Genomic DNA, 15,052 nt, shown 5'->3' with positions numbered 1-15,052 from the left:
CCGACACGCCGCCCCTCAATGTGACGAAATGACACTGTTGTTGTTTATGTTATTGATGTGACTAGTGTTGCCAAAGTTGCAGCTAGCCACGTAGCCTCGGGTGTGCTGGGTCTCCGCAGCGGGGCATTTACTTGTGACAATCACCGGTGAAACTTCATTCTCCTCGCTCACTCCAGCCTGACTGTTGCGAGGTTACTTGATGGGTTTGACCGGATCCGGCCGCAAAGCGGCTGTGCTGTGCACCGCCGTCGTACTCCTCGGATCCCTCGCCCTGCCGGCCGGGGCAGCGCCGCTTCCGCGGACCGCAGTGCCCGCCCTGAGCGTTCCGGCCTCGCCGGAAATCCCCTCTCCCGAAGAAATCGCGGCCGCCAAAGCCAGCGAAAGCGCGACGGCGGACCAGGTCACCAGAATCGACCGCATCCTGGCGGACGCGGCCGCCGCCCAGGAAGCAAGCTTTGCCGCCGCCATGCAGGCCAACAATGCCTACGGCGACGCCCTGGTCACCCTGGAAATCCGCCGGGATGCAGCCACGCTCGCCTCAGCGAGGGCCGCCTCCGCCGAGGCCGAACAGGCAAAAACCCGCAAGCAGGTAGGGCAGCTGGCCGGGGACCTGTACCGCAACGGCGGCCTCAACCCGGCGCTGAGCACATTTGTCAGCGGTAACGGCGAAGTGCTGAAGCAGGCCGCCACCCTGGAAGCCATCTCCGCAAGCCGCAGCCGGGCATTTGAGGCGGCCGAAAACGCCGCTTCGGCGGCCAAGTCCCTGACCGCCGCGGCGGAGGACGCCAACCGTGCCGCCGATGACGCGGCCAGAGCGGCCGAGGACCGCAAGGCTGAAGCCGAACGCGCCAACGCCGCCCAGGCGAAGGCCGTGTCCGAGGCGAAAGCCCAGCGGAACGTGCTGGTGGACCAGCTGGCAAACCTCAAGAACACTACGGTGGCACTCGAATCCGCCCGCGTCGATGCCTTGGACCGCCAGCGCGCCCAGGAACGGCTGGCGGCCGTCACCGCCGCAGCGGCCGCCCAGGCTGCGACGCAGGACTCCGGTGCACAGAACAGGCCCGCCGCACCGGCCCCTGCCGCACCCGCAGCGCCCGCCCCGGCGTCGCCGGCACCTGCTGCCCCTGCGCCGGCGAATCCGGCACCGCCTGCACCCGCCCCTCCGGCACCACCGGCTCCTGCCCCTCCTGCACCCGAGCCGGTCAACCCTGCGCCGGTGGTTCCCGCGCCGGCGCCAGCCCCCGTCCCTGCCCCGTCCCCCGGCGGCTCGAACCAGACCGCAATCTCGGTGGCACTCAGCAAGGTGGGATCACCCTATTTCTACAAATACGGCGGCTCCGGCCCGCTCGGGTTCGACTGTTCCGGGCTGGTGCAGAACGCGTTCGCCGCTGCCGGTAAATACCTTCCGCGCACGGCTGCCCAGCAGTACGCCCAGGCACCGGTGCACGTGCCGCTCTCCCAGGCGCAGCCCGGCGACCTCCTGGTCTGGGGATCGGCCCCCGATTTCTATCATGTGGGGATCTACCTCGGCGGCGGCCGCGTGGTCCAGGCCCTCAACCCGGAAGACGGCATCACGGTGACGGACCTGGCCTGGATGGCCGGAATGCAGCTCCATCCCACCGTTGCGCGGTATTAGCCGGCTTCGTACTAGGACAGCACGTCCTTGGTGATGAACCGGCCGTAGGCGAGTGCCCCGAAGACCGCGATGTAGCCGGCCTGCAGCAACGCGTTCCCGGCAAAGGAATCCCAGGCAATCGGCTGACGCAGCAGGTCTGCAAAACCGAACCAGTAGTGGCTGAACAACCAGGGGTGCAGCCACTCCAGCTGGGGCAGCTCGCCCATCACCTGGGACACCACGGATGCCACGATGGTGGCCGCCATGGCGCCCACCGGGACATCCGTCAGGGTGGACAGGAAGAGCCCGACGGCGGACAACCCCAGCAGGGACACCGTCAGGTAGGCGGCTACGAGGACCAGTCGCAGGACAGCCTCCTGGGCGGTGATCACGTCGCCAGACAGCAGCGTCACCGGCCCCACCGGAAACAGCGCCGCTCCAATGCCCGCCCCGGCCAGCGCCACGACCAACGGGGCGACGATGCAGAACGCGGCAGCGCCCGCATACTTGACCAGCAGCAACCGAACGCGGCCGGCCGGGGCCACGAGGAGATAACGCAAGGTCCCCAGGCCCGCCTCGCCCGCGATCGTGTCCCCGGCCACCACGCCCACCGTGAGCGGCAGGAAAAGCGGCACACACACCAGCAGCGCCGTCACCCCCACGAACAGCCCGTTCTGGCTGATCCTGTCCAGGAAGGCAGGCCCGCGGCCGGGCGGCACGGCCGAGGAGACCCGGACAGCGACGGCCATCAGCACGGGCACGGCGGCGAGCGCCAGCAGCATGGCCCAGGTCCGGCGCCGGCGGAAAAGTACGCTCAGTTCCGAGGCAAGCAACGGCCATCCGGAGGACGCCTTGGCCGGTGGCGTCCCCGGAGCCGCATCGCTGGCAGTCGCGGCGCCAGCGGCCACACCTTTATTGGGCAATGTCGAACCCCTCCCCCGTCAGCGCCACAAAGCGGTCTTCCAAGCTGCCCTGTTCCACAGCGAAGCCGCGCACCCGCACCCCCGCAGCCACAAGGGCGGCTACCACGGCCTCAGGCTCCACGACCTCCCCCGACTGCCCGCCGTCGCCGTAAACCAGCGCTCCATTGCTCCGACCGCCTGCCGGGGACATTCCCAGCGTCGTGAACACACCCTCGGCCAGTCTGGCGTCGGGCGTGACCAGGCGGATCCGCGTCTTGCCCGCGTCGCGCAGTTCAGCCAGCGTTCCCTGCGCCACCAGCCGCCCCGCACTCATGACCGCCGCGTGGGTGCAGATCTGCTCCACTTCGGCCAGCAGGTGGCTGGAGACGAAAACCGTGGCACCGTCCGCCGCGAGGGAACGAACCAGGGAGCGCACTTCGCGGGTTCCCTGCGGGTCCAGCCCGTTGGTGGGTTCGTCGAGCACCAGCAGTTCACGGGGCGAGAGGAGCGCGTTGGCGATGCCCAGTCGCTGTTTCATGCCGAGCGAATACGCGCGGACCTTCTTCCCGGCCGCGTGCGTCAGGCCCACGCGTTCCAGCGCGGCCTCCACCCGGGCACGCCGTGTTGACGTTGCGGCATACGGGTCTGCAGCATCGAGCCGCCGGAGATTGGCGGCCCCGGAAAGGAACGGGTAGAACGCCGGACCTTCCACCAGGGCGCCCACGCGCGGCAGGACCTCGTGGAAGCGGTCCGGCATGGCGAGCCCCAGCACACTGACGGAGCCATCCGTGGCCGCCGCGAGGCCCAGCATCATGCGGATGGTGGTGGTCTTCCCGGAGCCGTTCGGACCCAGGAAACCAAACACGGACCCCTTCGGGACGGCCAGGTCCACGCCGTCCACGGCCAGTTGATGGCCGAATCTTTTGCTGAGGCCGCGCGTCTCTATGGCCAGTTCCACGCCCCGGCCCGAGGCTGTCACCTCGCGGCGGCAGCGGTCAGCAGGCGTTCCGCGGGAACAGACCCGGCAAAGACGCGCCCGTCATCGGTCAGCAGCACATTCACGACGGCGGTGCTGAACAGCCGCCCGCCCGGCACCGCAACAGCGGCCTGCTGAAGCAGCGGATCGCTGGACACCATTGCCCCGGCTTCCGCTGACCCCGGGCTGGCAGGGAATCCAACCACGCTCTCCCAGCCGGTACCGGTCACCGTGGGCCGCGGGTGTCCGGTGTCCGGATCCCTGGAACCGGGAGCTGCCGCATCAGCAACTGCGCCGCCTTCCGTGGCGTGTCCGGGCCAGCTTTCCGTGCCATGGGCCGGCACTTCGATTTCCTTGACGGTGGCGCCCGGCGGCGGGCTGAATGCGAACAGCGAGGCGTCCGGCGCCTGGAGCGACAGGCTGGTGAATGCCAGCTTGAACGCGGGTTCTTCCTGGCCGCGGGCCTTCAGTTCGACGCTGAGCGGCAGGCCGCTCTGGCCGTCAACGGCGATGGCAATCGAACCGATCAGGGTACCTTCGGTCCGAGGCGTGAACATCAGGTTGTACGCCGCCCGGCCCGCAACAGTGACCTCCGGAAGCACTGCAATTTCAGTGGTGGGATCGGCGGCGGCAAGCAGCCGTGCAGCCAGGTCCTCCGGCGTCGGCATCACACCGTCGGTGCCGGCACCAGGATGCTTGAACTGGCTGAAATCCTTGTGCTTGCCGGCATCGGCGGGGAGGGTCAGGTGGGTGGCGGTGTTGTCCTTGGAGCTGTACAGCCACACCTGGTCTCCGCTGCGGACGGCATTGCGTTCAGCGAGGCGGTCCAGCACCTGGACCCGAACGTTGCGTGGTCCGTCCATGAAGACCCGCGCGGTGTGGGGGCCGCTCAGGAGTTCCAAGGCCGAGGCGGCGTCACTGCCGGCGGACGGCCCGGTCTTGGGCAGTTCCGGCAGGCCGATTTGGGAGGTCTGCTCCAGGGTCCCCGAGAGGGACGGAGCAGCGTGCTGCGCCACCAGCGCCAGGACTTCTTCCGGCGTTTTGGCAGGCAGGGGGTCGCCTGCGCTTGCGGGCAGGGACCCGGCCAGCGCAGCGGCGGCAATAACGGCAGGCACGGCGGCGGCAGGCATCCACCGCAGCCACTTTCTGGTCATGACAACTCCGCTCCAACATTGCAGCTTGTTGATTCCAGAGTACGCTCCGGACCCGCCCGTTACACCCCCTCGGGAGTCCGCCCGTCCTGCGGTGACCCGGGGACGGTCAGCCCGCAGCCGGCGCGACCGTGCCGGCCCCGCCGTCGAGCGTTATCACCTGGCCGGTGCTGATGGCGGAGGTGGCGTCCGGGACGCCGACGACGGCGGGAATTCCGTACTCCCGGGCCACCACCGCACCGTGGGAGTTGGGACCGCCCATTTCCATCACGAGCCCGCCGGCCGTGAGGAACAACGGCGTCCACCCGGGATCTGTCGACGGGGCCACCAGGATTTCTCCCGGTTCCAGTGCGGCGCCCTGCGGATCCAGGATGACGCGTGCCCTGGCAGTGACGATTCCCGCCGATGCCGGCGTGCCGGACAGGACACCGTCCGCGGCACCCGGCGCGGCAACCTGCAGCGCTTCGGGTTCCGTTCCGTCCGAAAGCAGCACCCGGGGAATGCGGCGGCGGGAGAGTTCGGCGTCGTAGGCCCCGCGGCGTTCCGCCACTGCCTCCCGTAGCGACGCCCCGGCCAGGCCCCGGTGCGCTTCGGCAAAGTTGAGGAAGAAGATGTCGTCGGCGTCCGCGATGCTGCCGGACGCGGCGAGTTCCGCCCCCACTGCCATGAGCTGTTTCCGGACCGAAGCCAGGCCTTCGACGATGTGGTACTTCGGCAGTTCACGCAGTCCCGCAAAGAGCCGGGTCCGCTTCAGCGCGCCCCGCACCATCCGGGCGCGGAGCCTTCCTGCCGGGCCGCCCCGGCTCCCTGCTACTGCCACCAGCCGCTCGATCTGGGCTTCCGCCTCGCGGGCGGCTTTGGCAAACTGGCGGTCCGGCGCCAGTGCCGGATCATCGAGTTTGAGGTAGTTCGCCAGGACTCCGAGGATGTGCGCGGGGTCGTCGGACCAGCGCGGCATGCCGAGGTCGATCTCCGCGACGGCCCGGTGGCCGTACCGTCCCAGGAAGCCTGCGAGCCCTGACTGCACGACGGCGGGAAGCCCGCCGTCGCGGTACCGCCGCGCCAGCTCGGGCGGGGAGGCCTCCTCAAAGATCGCGGCCGCCCCGGGGCGGGCGCGGATGTCCGTGGCGAGCTGCCAGAGGGCCAGGTCCATCTCCGTGGTCACGTTGTTGGGGAGCCCGCGGAGAACGGCCTGCAACGCGCCGGACTCTCCATCCTGCCCGGCCAACTTCCCGGCGACCGCCAGGAGCGCGAAGCCCAGGGCCGGCAGCGGCAGCACTGCCGGGACGACGGGGAAGAGCCCACCGCCGAGGATGCGTTCGGCATGGTTCAGCCGTTCCGCCGGCGTGGCGTTGGCCGGAACCACGAGGGCAGCCCGGTGCCGTGCACCGAAGGCGTCCACGCGGCGGATTGCCGCTTCCGGCCGAAGCAGCGCCCGGAGCAGCGATTCCGGGACCTTCGCCTTGGCCGCCACCGGGACCACGCGCCGGAGGAGCCGCCAGGGGGACCTGATGGTCACCGAAAACTGCGGGTCGGCGAACAGCCTGCGGAGCACCGTGGCGGACCTGGCCTCCATGATGTCGAAGACGCGGGGCACAATGGCGCGGCCCACGCTGCTGCGGACCACCGGAGTGAGGTCAACGAAAAGGCGTTGCCCTGCCTGCCGGTAGGGCGCAGGACCGTTGCGCGGCTCAGGCACCTCAAAGCCGGCCGCACGGGCGACGGAGGACGCGATCAGCCGGAAACCGGCCATCCCCATCGGGGTGAGGGGCCGTGTCAGCCCCTGGGCGAGGCTGAAGCACAGAAAGACGCGTGTTCCCTCCGGCTCCGGCAGATCGGGCCGGGGGTCCGGCAGGGGATACAGCGTGGTGATGGGGCGGGACTGCACCAGCCAGAGCTTGTCCGCGGCGTCGACGGCCCATTCAATGTCCTGCGGCACCTTGTAATGCCGTTCCGCCCGGGCGCCCAGTGCGGACAGCTCCCGGAGCTGGGCATCGCTCAGGGAAGGCCCGGAATCCGGCCCGAGAGCGATCCGCTTGGTGCCTCCCCCGGCGAGCGGCCTGATGGCGATTCCCTTGTCGCCGGGCCGCCGTTCCAGGATCTCGCTGGTGGCCGAGTCCACCACGAAGTGGTCCGGATTCACCGCCCCGGAAACCACGGCCTCGCCCAGTCCGGGACTGGCATCGATGACGGCCTCATGGCGCCGTCCCGTCACCGGGTTCGCGGTGAACAGGACCCCCGCCACGGCGGCATCCACCATGCGCTGGACCACCACCGCGAGCGCCACAGTTGACGGGTTGATCCCGTGCGTGGCCCGGTAAGCCACCGCACGGTCCGTCCAGAGCGACGCCCAGCACTGCCGGACCGCCTTAAGGACGGCGTCGGCGCCCACCACATTCAGGTACGTGTCCTGTTGCCCGGCGAAGCTCGCGAAGGGCAGGTCCTCGGCCGTCGCCGAAGACCTCACGGCCACCGGAACGTCCGCCCCCATCGCCGCATAGGACTCCCGGACGGCGCCGGCAATCTCCGGCGGAATGTCCGCGCGCAGGATGAGTTCCCGTGCCCGGGAAGCCAGCCCGGCAAGGGCCGCCAGCTCGTGGGCTCCGGTGCCGGCCAACGCGCCATGCACGTCTTCGAGCCCTGCCGGACCCACCGCCTGCCGGTAGGCGTCCGTGGTCAGGCAGAAGCCCGGCGGAACGGGCAGCCCGGCGCGTGTGGTTTCGCCCAGGTTGGCGGCCTTGCCGCCCACCCGCAGCAACATTCCGGCGTTGATGTCCGCCAGGTTCAGCACCAGCCCGTCCGCCGGTGAATCCGGACTGGTGGCCTGGTTCACCGCTGGCCTCCTGGGGTATGCGCCGGCCGGACTGACTGGAAAGTCAGGACGGGGGTTACGCTGCGCCGAGCATGGGCCCGAAGCTGGGACGGTCCGCGAGCCGAGGGTCGTCCCGGTCCGGAACCACCAGTACCGGGCCCTTGGCATGATGCAGGATTCCGTCCGACGTCGAGCCCAGCAGCATTCCGGTGAAACCGCCGCGGCCGCGCGTTCCCACTACCACCAGTTCCACGTGCCGGCTGGCTTCAACCAGCACGTCGATGGGGGAACCGTCCACGATGCGGGTCTCCACGTTCAGCTTGGGGTAGTGGCTCTTCAGCCAGGCCACACCGGCGTCGAGCTGGACGCGGATGTCGGCAAACAGGGCCTCCCGGTCCATGGGCGCCGGGACCCACGCCAGTGAACCGCTGTATTGCGGCACGGCGCACACAACACGAAGCGGCGCTCCGAGGCGTATGGCCTGGTCCGCGGCCTCCAGGACGGCAATCCGGGCCTGCTCGGAACCGTCAACGCCCACTACAACAACGTTTTCCACCGGCTGGTGCCCGGACTTGGCCTGTTCGGCTTTGACGTGCTTGTCGTCGGTGGTCTCGCCCAGGCGGTCCGCGCAGATCAACGGCACGGTGACCGTGGGGCACTTCGCGTGTGCCGGGAGTGCGCTGCTGACCGAGCCAAGGAGCCTGCCAACGAAGCCGCCCCGGCCGCGGGTGCCGAATACCAGCAGCTCGGCGGTTTCGGACATTTCCAGCAACACACCGGAGGCGTCCCCGTTCTCCACGGAGGCGTCCACGTCGATGTCGTAGGGGGCCACCTTGTCCAGGGCCTGCTTGAGGATTGCCTCCGCACCTTCGCGGATCACCGAGTCGTCCACGGTGGCATAGCCGCCGTCCAGGCCGGACGCTGCAAAGATCGGCACGGAGTATGCGGTCACGATATGCAGGGGGCGATGCCGGCGCTCAGCTTCCCGGGCGGCCCAGACGAGGGCGCACTGGCTGTGGTCGGAACCGTCCACGCCCACCACAATCCCCTCGGGGGCGGCAGAACCGCCGTCGTCATCCCTTGACGGGTGCACCTGATCTCGGCCCATGGGGTCCGCCTCCTCGCGATACTGCCTGATGTTGCCGCTATTCTGCCAGAAGTGGGCGTCCGCCGCGTGAACCGGACGCCGGGGCCCGCTTATGGCTGCAAATCCGCTCTTTCAGCCCACTATTCTCGTTTGCCGGACAGGAAGCAAGCGCCCCAAAAAGGGTGCCCCAGCGGCTTCCACAGAGGCGGTTTACGTCCAAGCCAGCTCCCACTTTTAACCTCTCGGAAACATAGAGATCCCACCTCCGATCAGCCGAATCACAAGTGTGAGATTGTGGGGGTAGCCAATGTCCGGCAAGGGCTATCCAGAGCTCCAAAAGTTCTGTATTGTCGAGGCGTTGCGAAACTGAGATATGTGTTTCAGAACACACTGACAGCTTCACGCGCGGCGGCCGGACTTTGGGGGTTACGGAACGTGCAGGGGAACGAGGCCTGCACAGTGAACCATTCGAGGAGGAACGAGCAGTGTCGAGCATGCCAATTTATGGTGGGACCGAGCAGACCACTACGGTGATCATCGGCTCAGGGCTTCCGGGCCTGGCGATCGCCAGCGAGCTCCGGCGGCGCGGCGTGGACTCCATCACCGTGGATGCGCTCGAAACCCTGGGCGGAATCCAGTCCGCCAATACCGTGTCCCTGCCCCGCTGTGACGCGCCCAACTCAGCCACCCTGCAGGAGCGGAACGAAATCCTGCGACACCTCAGGAACTACGCCAGCAGCCACAACCTCGACATCCGCAACAACACCCGTGCCGTCCAGTTGAACCTGCTGGGCACCGGCCTCTCCGAGCCTCCCGTGCACCAGTGGGCAGTCCACACGCCGGACGGCGTCCTGCTGGCACATCATATTGTCCTGACCCGGGGCGCGCACAGCCAGCTGCGCCGCATGCTCGCGGACCTGGGACTGACACTGGGGCAAAACCTGGCGGCCGCCATGCGGGCCATCGGAATGTACCTCGTGGGCGTCGGGGAACTCATCGCTCCCACACCCAAGGAAGTGCTCCGCCAGGCCAAGGTTGTGGGGCAGGCGATTTCCGCCAAGGTCTATCCGGACAGTGTCCCGTCAGTGCTCACCGGAAGCTTCGCCGCGCTGCCGGCCCCGGCCCTGCTGAACTGACCGCGTTTATCGCCCGATCACGGCGCCGGCTGCCCGGCCCTCAACTGCGCGTCCTGGCCTACTGCTCCCCGGCGGCGTCGTCCGCCCCGTCGTCAGTGGACTTGAGGTTTCGTTTCGCCAGCACGCCCAGGGCCACGAGGATGCCCAGGGCCGTTCCGGCGAAAAGTACCAGGCTCCAAGGGAACGGCTCCGAGGCGTCAGGCGCCGGCTCAGGCGCCGTGGTGGTGCCGGGCTGCGCGGTGCCGGCCGTGGGGACCCCCGCCGCAGTCGTCGAACTGCCCGCCGAACTGCCCGGCGTTGAGCCGGTGGCGCCGGAACCCGGCGCAGCGACGGTGGCGGTGAAGGTGAAGGTGCCCTCGATCGGATGCGAATCGGAGCTGACCACACGCCACACCACAGTGAACTCTCCGGCCGGCGCACCGGGCCGGAGCTTCTGCGACGCCACGTTGTCCACGATCTCCACCGGGCCCTCTGCCCAGTTGGTGCCCGCGGCATCCTTCACCTGGAACTGTGAACCGAGGGCCAGCGGGTCCCTGTTGAAAGTTACGGAAACCTTCTCCGGCGGAGTGGCCACGGTGGAACCCTGGGCCGGGCTGCTGGACTCAGCGGCGTCGTGGGCTGAGGCGGGCGCAGCTGCGGCCAGCACGGCGGCCGTGAAAAACAGTGCCCCGATGAGGGCGCTCAGCAGGTGGCGGATGGAACGCATGCGGGGCTACTCCTGTGTGTTGGCTTCCTTACAGACTAGGCGAAATCGCGGCGTCGCAACCCGGGAACCTACTAGGATTCAAGTAATCCCCAACACTCTCCCCCGGAGGACTAATGCTTAAGCAGGGCTCTGCACTGGACCGGTACTTCAAGATTTCCGAACGGGGGTCAAACTACTCCCGCGAGATCCGCGGAGGCTTTGCCACGTTCTTCGCCATGAGCTACATCGTGGTGCTGAATCCCCTGATCCTTTCCGGCCCCGACTCCAGCGGCACAACCCTGGGCTTCCCGGCCGTCGCCGCCGTCACTGCTTTTGCCGCGGGCATCCTGACCATCCTCATGGGCGCCTGGGCAAAGCACCCGTTCGCCATGGCCACCGGGCTGGGCGTCAACGCTTTCGTGGCTGTTACTGTCGCCACGAATCCGGGCCTGACCTGGCCGGACATGATGGGCCTGGTTGTCCTCTCCGGCGTCACCATGCTGATCCTGGTCCTCACCGGTTTCCGGACCGCCGTGTTCAAGGCTGTTCCGGATGGCCTCAAGACGGCCATCGTGGTGGGCATCGGCCTGTTCATCGCCCTGATCGGGCTGGTCAACGCCGGCTTCGTCCGCCGTATCCCGGATGCCGCCGGCACCACTGTCCCGGTGGGCCTTGGCTTCGACGGCAAGCTCCTGGGCTGGCCCACCCTGGTGTTCGTCTTCGGACTCATCCTGACCATCGGCCTGCTGGTCCGCAAGGTCAAGGGCGCCATCCTCATCGGCATCATCGCCTCCACCATTCTGTCCGTCATCCTTGAATTCACCCTGCACATCGGCCCCAGCTTCGACGGCAAGAACTTCAACCCGCAGGGCTGGTCCCTGGTGGCACCGAAATTCACCGAATGGGCTGCACCCGACCTGTCACTGATCGGCAAGGCCAACCCGATCGGCGCGTTCGAACACCTCGGCTTCGTAGCCGCGACGCTGCTGGCCTTCGTGATCCTGCTCAGCATCTTCTTCGACGCCATGGGCACCATGGTGGGCCTGGCCAACGAAGCCGGCACCGTGGACAAGGACGGCAACATCCCGGACGTGGACCGCGTGCTGCAGGTGGACGCCCTCGGCGCGATCGTGGGCGGCGGTGCGTCCGTTTCCTCCAACCAGATCTATGTGGAATCCGGCGCAGGCATCGGCGAGGGCGCACGCACGGGCCTGGCCTCGATCGTCACCGGACTGCTGTTCCTGGTGGCCATGTTCTTCACGCCGCTGATCAACCTGGTCCCGTTCGAGGCCGTGGCCCCCGCCCTCGTGGTGGTGGGCTTCATGATGGTTTCGCAGGTGGGCAAGATCGACTGGCAGGACTGGGGCATCGCGATTCCCGCATTCCTGACCTTCACCCTGATGCCGTTCACCTACTCCATCGCCAACGGCCTGGGCGCCGGCTTCATCGCGTACGTGCTGATCCGCACGTTCCAGGGCCGGGTGCGCGACATCCACCCGCTGATGTGGGCCGTTGCCGCCGCGTTCCTGCTGTTCTTCGGCATCGGGCCCATCGAGCAGGCGCTCGGTATTCACTAAATCTCGGCGCCGTTTAAGCAGGGTGTCCGGGATTCGGGACAGTCCGACGGCGGCGGGGCTGGTTTTCGGGGCTCCGCTGCGGTGAGCTTGGAGTATGCCTCACACAGCCCTCACAGTCGACATCCCGCCGCTCACGTGGAGGGGCCGTTTCGACGGCGACGCCGCCGAGCACCGCCGCTGGTGGCAGGCGGTCACGCCGTACCGCCACGAAACTGCCGCGCCGCAAAGCCTTGAACCTGGCCGTCGTCCCGCCGTCATTCTCGGTTTCAGCAGCGATGCCGGCGTGCTGCGCAACAAGGGCCGGGTGGGTGCCGCCGCTGCCCCCGCCGCCATCCGGGCCGCTCTCGGTCCGCTTGCGTTCCACCTCCCGCGCGAGGTGTTCGACGCCGGTGATGTCACCGTCAAGGACAATGCGCTGGAGGCCGGCCAGGCCCGCGCCGGGCTGGCCGTTTCTGAAATGCTCGACGCCGGCAACCTCACCGTGCTGCTGGGCGGGGGCCATGAGACCGCGTTCGCCAGCTACCTTGGTGTGGCCGGTTCCGAAGCCGTCCGCGGAGGGAAGCGCCTGGGGGTACTTAACCTCGACGCGCACTTCGACCTTCGGGAAGCACCTGAACCGTCCTCGGGCACGCCTTTCCTCCAGATGGCGCGTGCGGAGGAAGCCGCCGAACGCGCACTGAACTACGCCGTCGTCGGGATCTCCGAGCCCAACAACACCCGCGCGCTCTTCAAGACCGCTGACCGGCTGGGCGTGAAATACCTTCTCGACGAGGACTGCACTGCCGAAGCAACCCGGCAGTTCGTGGCCGACTTCCTGGACACCGTGGACGTGCTTTACCTGACCATCGACCTGGACGTGCTGCCCGCAGCAGTCGCCCCGGGAGTCAGCGCGCCCGCGGCGTTCGGGGTACCCCTGCCCGTGATCAGCTCCGTGTGCCGCCAGGTGGCTGCCAGCGGGAAACTGCTGCACCTGGACGTGGCCGAACTGAACCCGAAGTTCGACATCGACCAGCGCACGGCCAAGGTTGCCGCGCGGCTGGTCAACACGCTGCTGGGTTAGGAGCGTCGCCTGCCGTCAGTCCCGGAAGGTGACGACGGCGGTGGCCCACGGTCCCAGCGTTACCGCCAGGGCGCCGTCGTCCGCTGATGATGCCTCCGCCGGCGCCGCCTGCGCCCGGGCGCCCGCGGATGCCCCGATGACCGTCACGTCAGCCGCCGCCGAAGCAGTTCCCTCGGGAAGCGTGAGGCGAACTGCGGCCTCCCGCGGACTGAGGTTGCCCAGGAACAGTTGCAGGCCGGCGGCCGACTGCACCGGATAGACCGTCACGGGGTTTGTCCCGTGGGGCCGGTGTGACAGTGCGGGAGCGGAGCCCAGCACCGGGGCGCCCTTGCAGGCAGCGAGCCTCTGCAGCAGCTCCCCTGCCGGGTTGAGCGTGCCGTCTGCCCCGATGATGCCGCGCGGCCGGCCGGCTTCGAAGTACGTCACGGAGGCGACGCCGTCCACGGTGAGGGCAGCGAGGCTGGCGAGGGTCCAGGCCGCGGTGAAGCTGTGGTTCTGGAGCTCGTCTCCCCCGGCCTCCTGGTCCGGGGCGTGAAGCCTGGGTTTCAGCGTGATGGGTCCGACGTGCACGGGACGCCCGTCACCCAGCTTCAGGGCGTTGGCCGCGGCGAGCCGCTGCACAGGGACAGTCTCCACAATGTGTGGAACCTCCGTGCTGTGGACCTGCGGCGCCAGGCTGAAGGTCAGGGCGTCGGCGTCCTGCGGAACGGGGCTGCCGTCACTGCTGCCTGCAATCCAGCGGTTGAGTTCGGTGAAATGTGAGCGCGTGCCGGCCAGAAGCTGTCCGCTGAAGCCCGACTCGTCCAGCGATGCCTTCAGCGCGCCAAACGCTGCCGGGTCAGTGCACTGCGTCCCGGGGTGGAACAGGGCAAGACGGACGATCCGCGAGAGTTGACCTCCCAAGGCGCCCCTGAGAGCCTCCGCAACGCCGTCGGCTGATTCGGACACGACCCGCACGTCCAGTGCAGCGCCGTGGCGGTCCGCCTCCTTGGTTGCGGCGGCAAGCTTGCCTGGCCAGAGTTCCCGGGGCTCGTAGAGTTCCACCAGGACGGCGTCGAGGCCGGGGAGCCGTGATCCTTCCCCGATGTTTCCGGCGGCCGCTTGCGTTGAGTCCGCTTCCGTTGAGTCCACGGACAGGGCCAGCGCCGGAACGGTTCCCGCGGGCTCGCCCACCGTGAAGGCCGCTTGCTCGTGGCTTTCGCTGAGGGGGTTGTCCGGCGTCTCGATGCTGAGGGCTTCGATGCTGACCGACTGCTGCACGGTGTCCTCAGCGGCAACGTCCACCGGGATGGGCAGCGCGGACGGGGTGCTGTACGTCTTGAAGGAACCGTCGCTCCAGTTCCGCTGGTCCTCGGTCTCGAAGATGTCGCCGGAGAAGCCAAGGTCAAAGGCGGTGCCGGCGTCGGCCCATTCCAGCGAAGAAATGTCCGTGAAGACCAGGTCCGGCCTGATATCCGTGGGGAAGGCCCCGCTGGTGGCGGTGCCGTCCGGGGACACCACGTTGACGTCCCGTCCGGCTTCACTGGTGGGATGGAGGACCACCAGGCCGATCCGGTTGCGCCGGAACGCCGTTTTCGCCCGGCCGGAGAAGGACACTTCGACCGTGGCCGGGGTGATCCGGAGCATCAGCATGCCTTCGTACGCCGGGCCGGTGCCCGGCGCCCCCGGACCTTCCGCTGCGCCGGGTGCCGCGTAGTCAACGTGGATCCGGAGGCTGATGCCGTCGTCGTCCTTCAGCTCCGCGACATCCCGGACCGACGGCGCAAAGGTGCGCCATTCGTGGTCCCGCACCACCGCCTTGATGGCACGGAGGACGGGGCGGCCACCGTAGCTGATGTTTGCCAGTTCGTCCCCGATCAGCTCCGCTGTCCAGACGCCCACTGCAAGCTTGCGGATCTGCGGATCAAGGCGCTGTTCGAGCGGCGGGCGCTGGTCGGCAACCGCGTCGGCGGACACTTGGGCGGGCAGTGTTGCGGAGTGCTCGGTAGACACGGGAGGCTGCTCTCTGGTGGCTGGTGACTGCGCCCAGCTGACCCCGGGCCGGTCCTGTG

11 protein-coding genes are annotated in these 15,052 nt (G+C 68.4%); 4 read left to right on the top strand and 7 right to left on the bottom strand.

The genetic code is table 11. The annotated features are described in order from the left end of the window. The first annotated feature begins 199 nt into the window (after positions 1 to 199). Positions 200 to 1,636, top strand: a complete 1,437-nt coding sequence (locus ACSQ12_RS02175) for a C40 family peptidase (protein WP_436064150.1) — start codon at positions 200 to 202, stop codon at positions 1,634 to 1,636. Positions 1,637 to 1,647: 11 nt separating this feature from the next. On the opposite strand, the gene ACSQ12_RS02170 is transcribed toward ACSQ12_RS02175, so the two are convergent. The 5 genes from ACSQ12_RS02170 to ACSQ12_RS02150 form a co-directional block, all read right to left on the bottom strand. Then, positions 1,648 to 2,538, bottom strand: a complete 891-nt coding sequence (locus tag ACSQ12_RS02170; RefSeq protein ID WP_436064149.1) for an ABC transporter permease — start codon at positions 2,536 to 2,538, stop codon at positions 1,648 to 1,650. Then, on the bottom strand, positions 2,528 to 3,469 hold the full coding sequence (locus ACSQ12_RS02165) for an ABC transporter ATP-binding protein (RefSeq protein ID WP_436066914.1): 942 nt from the start codon (positions 3,467 to 3,469) through the stop codon (positions 2,528 to 2,530). The genes ACSQ12_RS02170 and ACSQ12_RS02165 overlap by 11 nt, the downstream gene beginning before the upstream one ends. Before the next feature lie 23 nt (positions 3,470 to 3,492). Further along, entirely contained in the window at positions 3,493 to 4,647 is a 1,155-nt protein-coding gene (locus tag ACSQ12_RS02160; RefSeq protein WP_436064148.1) for a LolA family protein, read from the bottom strand. Between the two features lie 106 nt (positions 4,648 to 4,753). After that, positions 4,754 to 7,477: a PEP/pyruvate-binding domain-containing protein gene (locus tag ACSQ12_RS02155; protein WP_436064147.1), complete on the bottom strand. Its 2,724-nt coding sequence runs from the start codon at positions 7,475 to 7,477 to the stop codon at positions 4,754 to 4,756. 55 nt (positions 7,478 to 7,532) lie between these two features. Then, positions 7,533 to 8,564, bottom strand: a complete 1,032-nt coding sequence (locus tag ACSQ12_RS02150) for a universal stress protein (protein ID WP_209747834.1) — start codon at positions 8,562 to 8,564, stop codon at positions 7,533 to 7,535. A gap of 473 nt (positions 8,565 to 9,037) precedes the next feature. On the opposite strand from ACSQ12_RS02150, the gene ACSQ12_RS02145 reads away from it, so the two are divergent. Further along, positions 9,038 to 9,679: an NAD(P)-binding protein gene (locus tag ACSQ12_RS02145; protein WP_436066913.1), complete on the top strand. Its 642-nt coding sequence runs from the start codon at positions 9,038 to 9,040 to the stop codon at positions 9,677 to 9,679. Positions 9,680 to 9,737: 58 nt separating this feature from the next. On the opposite strand, the gene ACSQ12_RS02140 is transcribed toward ACSQ12_RS02145, so the two are convergent. Beyond that, positions 9,738 to 10,385, bottom strand: a complete 648-nt coding sequence (locus tag ACSQ12_RS02140; protein WP_436064146.1) for a copper resistance CopC family protein — start codon at positions 10,383 to 10,385, stop codon at positions 9,738 to 9,740. A 113-nt stretch (positions 10,386 to 10,498) separates the two neighbouring features. On the opposite strand from ACSQ12_RS02140, the gene ACSQ12_RS02135 reads away from it, so the two are divergent. Together ACSQ12_RS02135 and hutG are read left to right on the top strand one after the other, a co-directional pair. Further along, positions 10,499 to 11,941: an NCS2 family permease gene (locus ACSQ12_RS02135; RefSeq protein ID WP_209747838.1), complete on the top strand. Its 1,443-nt coding sequence runs from the start codon at positions 10,499 to 10,501 to the stop codon at positions 11,939 to 11,941. A gap of 94 nt (positions 11,942 to 12,035) precedes the next feature. Then, positions 12,036 to 13,001, top strand: a complete 966-nt coding sequence (gene hutG / locus ACSQ12_RS02130; RefSeq protein ID WP_436064145.1) for a formimidoylglutamase — start codon at positions 12,036 to 12,038, stop codon at positions 12,999 to 13,001. Positions 13,002 to 13,016: 15 nt separating this feature from the next. Here the strand turns inward: hutG and ACSQ12_RS02125 are convergent, their stop codons facing one another. Further along, positions 13,017 to 14,993 carry a hypothetical protein gene (locus ACSQ12_RS02125; RefSeq protein ID WP_436064144.1) on the bottom strand — a complete coding sequence of 659 codons (1,977 nt, stop codon included), beginning with the start codon at positions 14,991 to 14,993 and terminating at the stop codon, positions 13,017 to 13,019. Positions 14,994 to 15,052 lie beyond the last annotated feature (59 nt).

This window comes from Arthrobacter sp. LjRoot14, from assembly GCF_964253905.1.
Classification (GTDB): Bacteria; Actinomycetota; Actinomycetes; order Actinomycetales; family Micrococcaceae; genus Arthrobacter.
The sequence above is the reverse complement of the archived record's forward strand: the minus strand, read 5'-3'. Positions and strand labels throughout refer to the sequence as shown.

Coding starts and splice junctions, on each gene's coding strand:
- ACSQ12_RS02175 (WP_436064150.1), top strand. CDS start 200: ATGGGTTTGACCGGATCCGGCCGCAAAGCGGCTGTGCTGTGCACCGCC.
- ACSQ12_RS02160 (WP_436064148.1), bottom strand. CDS start 4,647: ATGACCAGAAAGTGGCTGCGGTGGATGCCTGCCGCCGCCGTGCCTGCC.
- ACSQ12_RS02150 (WP_209747834.1), bottom strand. CDS start 8,564: ATGGGCCGAGATCAGGTGCACCCGTCAAGGGATGACGACGGCGGTTCT.
- ACSQ12_RS02145 (WP_436066913.1), top strand. CDS start 9,038: ATGCCAATTTATGGTGGGACCGAGCAGACCACTACGGTGATCATCGGC.
- ACSQ12_RS02140 (WP_436064146.1), bottom strand. CDS start 10,385: ATGCGTTCCATCCGCCACCTGCTGAGCGCCCTCATCGGGGCACTGTTT.
- ACSQ12_RS02135 (WP_209747838.1), top strand. CDS start 10,499: ATGCTTAAGCAGGGCTCTGCACTGGACCGGTACTTCAAGATTTCCGAA.
- hutG (WP_436064145.1), top strand. CDS start 12,036: ATGCCTCACACAGCCCTCACAGTCGACATCCCGCCGCTCACGTGGAGG.